Origin of the sequence: Nocardia sp. NPDC004068, from assembly GCF_042874315.1 — a bacterium.
In the GTDB taxonomy this organism is placed as follows: Bacteria; Actinomycetota; Actinomycetes; order Mycobacteriales; family Mycobacteriaceae; genus Nocardia.
Map to the genome: position 1 here is coordinate 100,705 of NZ_JBIAMW010000021.1, position 10,228 is coordinate 110,932.

Annotated in this window: 8 protein-coding genes; 4 read left to right on the top strand and 4 right to left on the bottom strand. The window is 68.5% G+C overall.

All coding sequences use genetic code 11. The annotated features are described in order from the left end of the window. Window positions 1–165: 165 nt before the first annotated feature. Complete coding sequence (locus ACFYTQ_RS35120; protein WP_387370226.1) at window positions 166–879, bottom strand: TetR/AcrR family transcriptional regulator; 714 nt, start codon at window positions 877–879, stop codon at window positions 166–168. Window positions 880–1,037: 158 nt separating this feature from the next. Between ACFYTQ_RS35120 and ACFYTQ_RS35125 the strand changes: the two genes are divergently transcribed. The 3 genes from ACFYTQ_RS35125 (at window position 1,038) to ACFYTQ_RS35135 (ending at window position 5,707) form a co-directional block, all read left to right on the top strand. Further along, the gene (locus ACFYTQ_RS35125) at window positions 1,038–3,059 is read left to right on the top strand and encodes a CocE/NonD family hydrolase (RefSeq protein WP_387370248.1); all 2,022 of its coding nucleotides are present in this window, start codon (window positions 1,038–1,040) and stop codon (window positions 3,057–3,059) included. Between the two features lie 79 nt (window positions 3,060–3,138). Further along, entirely contained in the window at window positions 3,139–4,854 is a 1,716-nt protein-coding gene (locus ACFYTQ_RS35130) for a GMC oxidoreductase (RefSeq protein ID WP_387370229.1), read from the top strand. Between the two features lie 355 nt (window positions 4,855–5,209). Further along, entirely contained in the window at window positions 5,210–5,707 is a 498-nt protein-coding gene (locus tag ACFYTQ_RS35135; RefSeq protein WP_387370232.1) for an HAD domain-containing protein, read from the top strand. 261 nt (window positions 5,708–5,968) lie between these two features. Here the strand turns inward: ACFYTQ_RS35135 and ACFYTQ_RS35140 are convergent, their stop codons facing one another. Then, window positions 5,969–6,448, bottom strand: a complete 480-nt coding sequence (locus ACFYTQ_RS35140; RefSeq protein WP_387370234.1) for a hypothetical protein — start codon at window positions 6,446–6,448, stop codon at window positions 5,969–5,971. A gap of 161 nt (window positions 6,449–6,609) precedes the next feature. Next, complete coding sequence (locus ACFYTQ_RS35145) at window positions 6,610–7,701, bottom strand: TerD family protein (RefSeq protein WP_387370236.1); 1,092 nt, start codon at window positions 7,699–7,701, stop codon at window positions 6,610–6,612. Window positions 7,702–7,842: 141 nt separating this feature from the next. Between ACFYTQ_RS35145 and ACFYTQ_RS35150 the strand changes: the two genes are divergently transcribed. Then, on the top strand, window positions 7,843–8,349 hold the full coding sequence (locus tag ACFYTQ_RS35150) for a DUF2599 domain-containing protein (protein WP_387370238.1): 507 nt from the start codon (window positions 7,843–7,845) through the stop codon (window positions 8,347–8,349). An 897-nt stretch (window positions 8,350–9,246) separates the two neighbouring features. Here ACFYTQ_RS35150 and ACFYTQ_RS35155 read toward each other — a convergent pair. Continuing rightward, entirely contained in the window at window positions 9,247–10,032 is a 786-nt protein-coding gene (locus ACFYTQ_RS35155) for a phosphotransferase (protein WP_387370241.1), read from the bottom strand. Window positions 10,033–10,228 lie beyond the last annotated feature (196 nt).

Consider the following 10,228-nt stretch of genomic DNA (forward strand, 5'->3'; position numbering starts at 1 on the left):
CCGCCGGGGCGGGGTTCCGGGACGACCGGAATCGGTTCGGTTTGATCGTTCATCTCGCCGTTCAGTCTCACATCACCGTGCTGAGGGGAACCTGAGAATGCCTTTCCTACAAGTTGTGACATCCTGCACGATGTCTGCGACAAATGCACATCGGGTGGGTCCGCTCTACTCCCGCGACGGGACCGGCAACCCCAGTATGCCGTCCAGATTGTCCAGATGCCGTTCGAACAGCTGGGCGCGATCGCCGAAGGTGTCCGCGCCGTACTGATCGAACACGTCGAAGGTCACTGCCCCGAACAACCCCGTCCACACCGAAATCGCCCGCGCCATCAGCCAATCCGGCAGCTCCAGGCCGAGTTCCGCGCGGATACGGGCGATATCGCCCGTCAGCGGCTCTCCCAGCGCGGGCGCCGGATCCGGCGCGGTGAGCAGCCCTGCGGCATAAGCCTTTTCGATCACGCGCAACAGCGTGTAGATCACCCGCGTGCCCGGCGCGACCGTCTGCTCGGCGGGCGCCTCGTAACCCGGAACCGGCGTGCCGAAGAGCAGTCCGTAGCGGGCGGGTTCGGCCAGCGCCCACTCCCGCACGGCCCGGCCCACCACGCGCACGCCCTGCGCCGGATCGTCCGGCCCGGCGGCCAACGCCGCGTCGACGGCGTCGGCGAGCTCGGTGTAGCCGTCGACCACCAGCAGGGTCAGCAGTTCGTCGCGGCTGCGGACATAGCGGTAGACCGCCGAGGACACCACCCCCAGATCCCGGGCGACCGCGCGCAGCGACAGCGCCGCCGCCCCGTGCACGGCCAGATGCTCGCGGCCGATCCGGACGATGTCCTCCATGGTCCGGGCGCGTGCGCGCGCCCGCGGCGTGGTCCCCGTCATCCGACCAGCATGCCATAGCGAGAGCAGTGCATACAACAGAGATCAGCGCTTCCCGTGGAATGCGCCACATTTGTGCGCCGATGTGCGACAGACTACGGTTACTCGTCGGTAGAAGACCGGACTGCGGGGTCCGGTCGCCGAAGGCATGGGGTGACATGATGTTTCGACGACGCCGTCGGATTCGAGTCCTGCTGACCGCGACCGTGTCGTCGCTGACGTTCGGCGCGCTGGCCTTCGCGCCCGTCACGCCCGCGACCGCGGGCGACCCCGCCGACTGGACCGCGCTGCACGACGGCCCGCAGCAGTATCCCGGCGTGCACGTCGATTGGGACGTGCCGATCACGATGAGCGACGGCACGATCCTGAAGGCCAATGTGTACCGCCCGGCGGACGCGTCGGGCCCGGCGGCCGAGCGGCTGCCCGTCGTGGTGAATCTGACGCCCTACACCAAACTCATCTCCGCCTTCGCCGATGCGGCGCTGGGGATTCCGCCGCTGCGCGACGCGCTGGTGAACGTCCTGAAGGCGTTCGACCAGACCGGCCTCGGGCTCAACGGCGGGGATATCGCGGGGGCGCTCACCGGCGGATTCGCGCGCACGTTCACCGTGGATCCGGAGCTGATCCGCTCGGGGTATGTGCAGGTGGTCGTCGATGTGCGCGGCACCGGCTTCTCGCAGGGCACCTGGCAGGTCTTCGGCGAGCGCGAGCAGGCCGACGGCGCGGAGGTCGTGGAATGGGCCGCGCGCCAACCGTTTTCGAACGGCGCGGTGGGCATGTCGGGGGCGTCGTATTCGGCGATCAACCAATTGCAAACGGCCGAACGGCATCCCGCGGGCCTGAAGGCGATCTTCCCGGTGGTGCCGGGCAGCGATCTGCTGCGCGATATCGTCGCCACCGGCGGCGGGGTGGGGGTGGGCTTCCTGCCGCTGTGGCTGGCGCTGGTCGATGTGACCAAGCTGGTGCCCGATGTGCAGTCGCTGCTCACCGGCCGGTTCGACACCCGTTGGCTGGCCGACCGGATGGCCGACCCGTTCACCTTCTTCGACGCGCTCACCGCCGCCATGACGGTCCCGGACGTGAATTCGATCCCGGACTATCTGCGCACGCTGGTCACCGACGACAGCACGGTCCGGCAGGCGTGGCTCGGACATCCGGAGAACATCGCGGTGCCGACGTTCCTCTACGGCGGCTGGCACGACATCTTCAGCTACGACCAGACCTCGATCTACCGCGCGATCCCGTTGCCCGACAGCGAGAAGAAGCTGATGATGGGCAACACCTTTCACATCACCTCGAGTTCGGGCCTCGGCGAGGCGGGCGCGCCGCCGCGGCTGGACGTGCTGCAACGCGCGTGGTTCGACAAGTGGCTCAAGGGAATCGACAACGGCGTCGACGGATTCGCCCCGGTGACCACCTGGCAGCAGGGCGGCGGCTGGGCGACCGCGGACCGATTCCCGCGTCCGGGAGGCGAATACCGGCGGCTGTACCTCGACGCCGCGCCCACGGGCACCGCGGCCAGCGCGCACGACGGCAGCCTGACCACCGCGCCCGGCGCTCCGGCCCGGCTGACCGTCGCGCCGAGTATGACCGCGACGCTGTGCTCGCAGGACACCGCGACGGGCACGGCCGGTCTTACCTCGCTGCTGAACGAATGCACCATCGACTCCCGCGCCGCCGAGGCCGGGGCGCTCACCTTCACCAGCCCACCGGTCGCCGAGCCGACGCAGGTGTCGGGCCCGATCAGCGTGCATCTGAACACCGTGCTCGACGCGACCGACGGCTTCTGGGCGGTCACCCTCAACGACGTCGCGCCCGACGGCACCTCCACCGAATGGACCTACGGACAACTGGCCGCCTCGCTGCGCGCGGTCGACGAGCGCCGGGCCACCCGCTCGCCCAACGGTGACTACACCGACCCGTACCCGATCCTCACCCTGGACACCCGCCAGCCCGTGGCGCCCGGCGAGCCCACGGCCCTCGACATCGGGCTCAACCCCACCGACGGGGTGCTGCAACCGGGGCATCGGCTGCGAATCAGCGTGTACGCGTTGAACTTTCCGCGCAGCCTGCCGCTGCGGCCGCTGCTGAACGAGAGCGGGATGCTGCCCCAGCACCTCCAGCTCGACCCGGCCCGGCCGAGTTGGGTGAACGTCCCGCTGGCGGGCCAGCCGGGTTGGTAACCGATACCGCTGGACACAGGTACGCTACCCGGTAGTAACGTTACGGACGTCACAGTAAGACCGTGAGCAAGGAGTGGCCATGCCCCAGCGCGACACCGATTTCGATGTCCTCGTCGTGGGCTCGGGTTTCGGGGGCAGCGTCACCGCGCTGCGCCTGGTCGAGAAGGGTTATCGGGTCGGCGTGCTGGAGGCGGGCCGCCGCTTCGCCGACGACGAGCTGCCGAAGACGAGCTGGGATCTGCGCAAGTTCCTGTGGGCGCCGAAGCTGGGCTGCTTCGGCATCCAGCGGATCCATCTGCTGCGCAATGTGCTGATCCTCGGCGGGGCCGGCGTGGGCGGCGGATCGCTGAACTACGCCAACACCCTCTACGTGCCGCCGGAGCCGTTCTTCCGCGACGCGCAGTGGCGCGACATCACCGATTGGCGCGCCGAGCTCACGCCCTACTACGAGCAGGCCACGAAAATGCTGGGCGTGGTGCGCAATCCGCATATCACCCCCGCCGACGAGGTGTTCCGCAAGGTCGCCGAGGACATGGGCGTGGGTGACACGTTCGTGCAAACTCCGGTCGGGGTGTTCTTCGGAAAGCCCGGCGAAACCGTGGCCGACCCGTACTTCGGTGGCGTCGGGCCGGACCGCACGGGCTGCCTGGAGTGCGGCGAGTGCATGACCGGCTGCCGCCACGGCGCGAAGAACACGCTGGTGAAGAACTACCTGTATCTCGCGGAAAAGGCTGGGGCGCAGGTGATTCCGTTGACGACGGTGAATGCGGTGCGGCCGCTGCCGGACGGTTGCTGGCAGGTCGACACCCAGCGCACCGGGGCGTGGGTGCGCAAGGCGCCGAAGTCCTACACGGCCGGGCACGTGGTGCTCGCGGCGGGGACGCGGGGCACGCAGCAGTTGCTGTTCGCCATGCGGGACAAGGGGATTCTGCCCGGGTTGTCGCCGCGGCTGGGTCAGCTCACCCGCACCAATTCGGAGTCGATCGTCGGGGCGGCGACCCGGCGGGTGGACCCCAGCCGGGACTTCACCCGGGGCGTGGCGATCACCTCGTCGATCCATCCGACCGAGGACACCCATATCGAGCCGGTGCGCTACGGCAAGGGTTCGAACGCGATGGGCCTGTTGCAGACGTTGATGGTCGACGGCGGCGGCCGGATCCCGCGGTGGCTGCGGTTCGTGCTGGAGGTGCTGCGGCATCCGGTGAAGCTGGTGTCGATGCTGACGGTGAAGAACTGGAGCGAGCGCACCATCATCTGCCTGGTCATGCAGCATCTGGACAACTCGATCACCACCTACACCAAGCGTGGGTTGTTCGGGCGCAAGCTGACCTCGAAACAGGGCCACGGCGAACCGAATCCGACGTGGATTCCGGCGGGCAACGATGTCACGCGCCGCGTGGCCGATCAGATCGGCGGTATCGCGGGCGGCAGCTGGGGCGAGGTCTTCAATATCCCGCTGACCGCCCACTTCCTCGGTGGCGCCCCCATCGGCACGGACCCCGAGCACGGCGTCATCGACGCGTACCACCGCGTCTTCGGCTATCCGACCCTCAGCGTCGTCGACGGCGCCGCCGTCTCGGCCAACCTGGGCGTCAACCCCTCCCTCACGATCACCGCCCAAGCCGAACGCGCCGCCGCCCTCTGGCCCAACAAGGGCGAGAACGACACCCGCCCACCCCAAACCCACGCCTACCGCCGCCTGTCCCCCATCCCCCCGAACCACCCGGTGGTACCCGCGTCGGCCCCCGCTGCCCTCACCCTCCCCATCGTCGAAATCACCCGCGACAGCGCCTGATTCACAGGGCCACCAACCCAGCCGCACCCTTTATTCGCCGTCGCACCCTCTACAGGGTGTGCGGCTCCCAACAAAGGGTGCGGCTGGGTTGGTGCACGAAGCTCAGTCGCACCCTTTATCGGGCGTCGCACCCCCTGCAAAGGGTGCGGATCCCGATAACGGGTGCGACTGAGTTGGTGCACGAAGCTCAGCCGCACCCTTTGCTGGGCGTCGCACCCTCTGCAAGGAGTGCGGATCCCGATAATGGGTGCGGCTGGCTTGCATCGTCTTTCGCGATAGCGCGTTGGAGGACCATGGTTACCGAAGGTGCCAGAGCGCGATTCGACCGCGGCGTTCTCGCCGAACGTGAGCAGGCATGATCGGCCGATCGCAACGCCCGCTGCTGTTCCTCGATGTCGATGGGCCGCTTCTCCCGTTCGGTGAGGACCCTCGACACCGACCGCGCGATGTCGTACCGGACGCGCGCCTGTCGCGGCTCACCCCCGAGCTGGGGCGTCGACTGGCAGCGCTGCCGTGCGAGTTGGTCTGGGCCACTACATGGGAAGACGACGCGAACGCCGAGATCGCGCCCCGGATCGGACTGCCACCGCTGCCGGTCGTGCGCTGGCCCGACTCCTCCGCCGAGCACGAACGCGAGGACCAATGGTTCGGATTGTGTTGGAAGACCCGGACACTGGTGGACTGGGCGGGCGGCCGCCCGTTCGCATGGATCGACGACGAGATCACAGACGCCGACCGCGATTGGGTCCGCGCACACCATCCCGCCCGCGCGTTCCTACGCCACGTCGAGTCCTTCCGCGGGCTCGACGACGGCGACTTCACAGCCCTCGATCAATGGTTGCGAACAATCTGAATCGTTTGCGATCCACAGGAATTGACGCTTGCTCTGTTCGGGCCGCACTCCTTGCACGGTGTGCGTTCGTGAACAAGCGGTGCGGCTGGGTTGCCTAACACAGCCCAGCCGCACCCCTTATTGGGCGTCGCACTCGTTGCAGGGGGTGCGGATCCCGATAAAGGGTGCGGCTGGGTTGCCATGCACAGCTCAGCCGCACCCTTTATTGGGCGTCACACTCATTGCAAAGGGTGCGACGGTGAACAAGGGGTGCGGCTGCTCCTACTGGGCGGCTATGTGGGAGAAGCCCATCGGCGAGGTGGGGGGTGGGGCGGAGGTGGTGGGGGCGCGGAATTCCTGGAGGGCCGTGAGGACGTCCACGTGGCGGGCGGCGTAGCAGCGGACCTGGGGCAGGGCGTGGGCTACCTCGCTGCGTTCGAGGGGTTCGGCGTCGATGTAGCCGACGGCGGCGAGGTCGACGCGGAGTTGCTGGGCGATGCGGTGGATCGCCGCGGATTTGCGGCCCCACCCGACCTCGACCACGGCAAACAATTCGTCGAGGCCGTGTTTGCGCAATTTGCCCGTCGTCCAGGCCCATTCACCGCGGCTGGCGACGGCGTGCACGACGCCGCGTCGAGCCAGCGTCCGCATCGCGCGCAACGCGTCCGGTCGCAGCGCACCGCTGCTGGAGTCGCAGACGACCCCGTCCCACAGGGTGTTGTCCACTTCCCAGACAAGGCATTTCACAGCCCGTGACGACATCAGTTCCCCTACCGTCGACGCTTCCGGCTACAGCCACGATTCAGGTACCGCTCGACCGGAACAAGACCCGGATTTCCGGGCCGCCCCTGCGGAGGACATAGTAGGGTCACCGCGCCCCGAACACCAGCGCCCGGCAAACCTTTGCTCGCCACCGGCAGGGCTCACAGATACTGCGTCACCGGCTGCACGGCCTCCACCGGATGCCCGGCGACGATGGGCGCGCCGATCGCGGCCAGCCGCCAGTGCGCGTCGTCGCGGAAAACCTTGGCCACGATCATGCCGGTGTTCTGCCCGCCCGCGCGCAGATTCCCGCGCGCCAGTTCGGCATTGGTGACGCCGTCGATCAGCCGCCAATACCCGTTGCGAACCCGTTCGAAAGTGTGCCCGGCGTAGGAGGTCACCACGAACACCACCGAACTCACCTGCTGCGGCAGCCGCGCCAGATCCACGGTGATGACCTCGTCGTCGCCCTTGCCGTCACCGGTCACGTTGTCGCCGGAGTGCCGCACGGCCCCGTTGCGCGATGAAAGTTGGTGGTAGAAGGCGTAATCGGCGAGGGCGTGGCCGACGAACAGCAGCGCCGAGGCGTCCAGGTCGATCTCCAGATCGCGCCAGCCGCGCGCGCCGTGCACCTTCACCGGATCCCAGGCGAGCCCGAGCTTGAGCATGGTCAGGTCGCCCTTGCGGATCTCGTGCAGCGACACCTCCTGCCCCGGATCGAGCATCGCCGGACCGCGATAGGACCACTCCGCCGCCGGGCCGCCGACGGGCACGCCGTGCGCCTTGACCAACGCCTCGAATCCCGCAGCGTAACCGTGGCCGAGCATGCGCACCTGCCATTCGGCGCCGACCCGGTCCAGATCGCAGGCGATGACCGTGGATTCGGGGCCGAGGCCCTCGATCACGTACTCGTAGACCAGGTTTCCGGAAGGGTCCTCAATGCGCACCACGGGCGGCGGGTAGTCGCCGAAATGGGCCTGCCGGTCGTCGAGGGTGACCACGACGCGCACATGCTCGATGTCGGGGGTGAGCTGGCGCAGCCCGACCGCGAGGGTGGGGATCTCCCCCGACAGCAGGCGCACGCCCGGGACGTTCGGTTTGTTGTAGAAGACGAGGTCCGCCTCGTTGCGCACGCGCCCGGAAGCGTCGAGCAGCAGGGCGGAGATGTCGACCGGTTCGGCGTGCCGGACGGCCACGACGACGTCGTCGACGGTGAGTCGGTCCACCTGTCCCCTGGTCAGCTGAGCGGCCACGGTATTACTGTACGTCGATTCGGGCGGCATATCGGTCAAGACAGGCGTCGCGGTGGCCCGCTCGCGGACAAGCGAATTCCCGGCATTCGGGCCGACCGGGTAGCGTGGCCGGGCGAGACGACCGCGACAGAAGGGGTTTCCGTGCGGCTGCGCATCCTGGGATTCGGCGTGGTGGCGTCGGCGATCCTCATGCCGATGACGGCCGGTTGCGGTTCGGACGACCCCGCCGAACCGATCGCCGCCCCGCCCAGCCCGACCATTACGGTCGCGCCCGCGCCGACATCCAGCCCGACGCCCGCGGCGGCATTGCCGACGGTGGACATGTACGCCGACGTTCCGCTGATCGATCACACCGAGTGGATCGACGACGCGGACGGCCGTCGCCTCTATGTCTATCCGACCGCCGCCGGGCGGGCCGACACCTTCCCCGCCGCGCTGGATCGGGCGTGGGGCGAGGTCGTCGCGGCGAGCCCGGACGCCGACTCACCCGGGATGTACGACCAGTTCCGGTGTCATTGGGAGTGGGCGCGGTTGGTGAAGCCGAACAAGCCGAGTTGGAATCTCGAGCCGTGGCGGCCCGCGGTGGGGTATGAGGCGACGGTGCAGGCGTTGTGTAATCCGGGTGGGCCGGATCCGGCTGGGGGGTGAGGGGGCGGGGCCTTGTGCGTTCCGGATTCTTTGGTGGGATGCATCGTGGCGCTCGCGTCGACAATTCGGGAATTCCGGTGCTGTTCAAAAGCATTCGCGATCACATCAATGCCGGTCCGGGGTCCACGGTCCGGGCGCGGGCGCAGGGGACCGGCACCGCGATCCGGGGTACAGGCAGCAGACCACCGGCACCACGATCCGAGGCGCGAAGCGTAGGGGCACCGGCACCACGATCCGAGGCACGAACAGCAGCGCACCGGCACCACGGCACGGGTACGGGGCGCGGGGTGCGGGGTGCGGGGTGCGGGGTGCGGGCAGCAAAGTACCGGCGTTACGAGCCGGGGCGCGAATAGCAGAGGACCGGCACCACGGGTCTGGGGTACAGGCAGCGGAAGACCAGCACCACGGTCCGGGGGCACCGGCAGCGGAGCATCGGCTCCACGATCCGGAGCACGAACAGCAGAAGATCGGCACTACGGTAGGAGCAACAGCAGACCACTGGCACCAGGGCACGAACAGGAGACCACTGGCACCGCGCTCCAGGGCACGACCCAGCAGACCACCGGCACCACGGCCCGAGGCACGACCAGCAAATGACCGGCACGGCGGCCCGGGCGCGGGCAGTGAATCCCCGGCACTGCCGTCCGGGGGATGAACAGCAGACCACTGGCACCGATCCGGGGCACGAACTACAGACCACCTGCGCCACGATCCGAGGCATGAACAGTAGAGGACCGACACCGCGGTCCGGGCGCGGACAGTGAATCACAGGCACTGCGGTCAGGGCACGACCAGCGAAGCACCGGCACCACCGCACGAGGTGCGACCAGCGGAGCAGCAACACGGCGATCCGGGCACGGGAAGCGGAGCACGGCGACCAATTCCACTGCGCCCCAGCTATTCCGTACTCCGCCGAGCTGAACGTGTCGTGGTGAGGCGGGCGAGGACGCCGGCGAGGCCGCCGCGAATCAGGTTGTCGTCGGCCGTCATTCGGCCGTGGACGACCTCGAACCACGGACCCAGCCGATGCCACAGGAGTGCCCGCTCGCGTTCCTCGAGGGTGACGCCGTAGCTCTCGGCGAGCGCGTGACGAAACGGGGCCGGGGTGCCGTACAGGGCCCAGGCCAGATCGATGGCCGAATCGCCGACGTGGGCGTCCCCGAAATCGATGACGCCGGTGAGCCGGTCGCCCTCGACCAGGACATGATCGGGCCCGAGATCGCCGTGCACCACGGTGTCCGCCGGAAGCCCCGGGATCGCGTCGAGCAATTCTTCGGCAGCCGACCTCGATTCCGCGGGCAACAAGGGCAACACCTCCTCCCGGAACCGCCCCACGGCCGCCGCCCGATCCACCGCGGTCCGCCCAGCGCCCGAAAGGCCGTGCCGCTCCGCCTCGCCCACCGAGCAATCATGCAGCTCACGCAGAAACGCACCCAATGCCACCCCATGCGCCACCCGCGGCTCAATCACGGCCTCCCCCACGATCATCCGATGCCGCACGACGATCGGCTCCTCCCCCACCACCTCGGGAACGGGCACCGCCACCGACACCCGCGAAACCAACCAAGGCAAGAACAAGCTCTCCCGCCGCAACTGCTCCCCCACCTCCACCCGCCGAGGCCGCCGCCACACCCACCCCTCCGCAATCGTCGCAACACTGTCCCACCCCTGCGCAACCTCCACCCCTGAACGTTATCCCCCGAATCCCACCCCCGGCACACCACGCAACCCCGCACACCACGCCACCCAATCTCAAGGCACACCAAACCCCAGGCGCACCAGCCCGGGACTGTCTGAGATCTTGTGGGTCGGATGGTGATCGGAGAAGCTGGGGCGGTTTGTCTCAGCGGAAGGGATCATCGTGTCGGAGGAGTCGAGG

Bases quoted from the DNA above. Each gene is read 5' to 3' on its own strand.
- ACFYTQ_RS35120 (WP_387370226.1), bottom strand. From the start codon at position 879: ATGACGGGGACCACGCCGCGGGCGCGCGCACGCGCCCGGACCATGGAG.
- ACFYTQ_RS35125 (WP_387370248.1), top strand. From the start codon at position 1,038: ATGTTTCGACGACGCCGTCGGATTCGAGTCCTGCTGACCGCGACCGTG.
- ACFYTQ_RS35130 (WP_387370229.1), top strand. From the start codon at position 3,139: ATGCCCCAGCGCGACACCGATTTCGATGTCCTCGTCGTGGGCTCGGGT.
- ACFYTQ_RS35135 (WP_387370232.1), top strand. From the start codon at position 5,210: ATGATCGGCCGATCGCAACGCCCGCTGCTGTTCCTCGATGTCGATGGG.
- ACFYTQ_RS35140 (WP_387370234.1), bottom strand. From the start codon at position 6,448: ATGTCGTCACGGGCTGTGAAATGCCTTGTCTGGGAAGTGGACAACACC.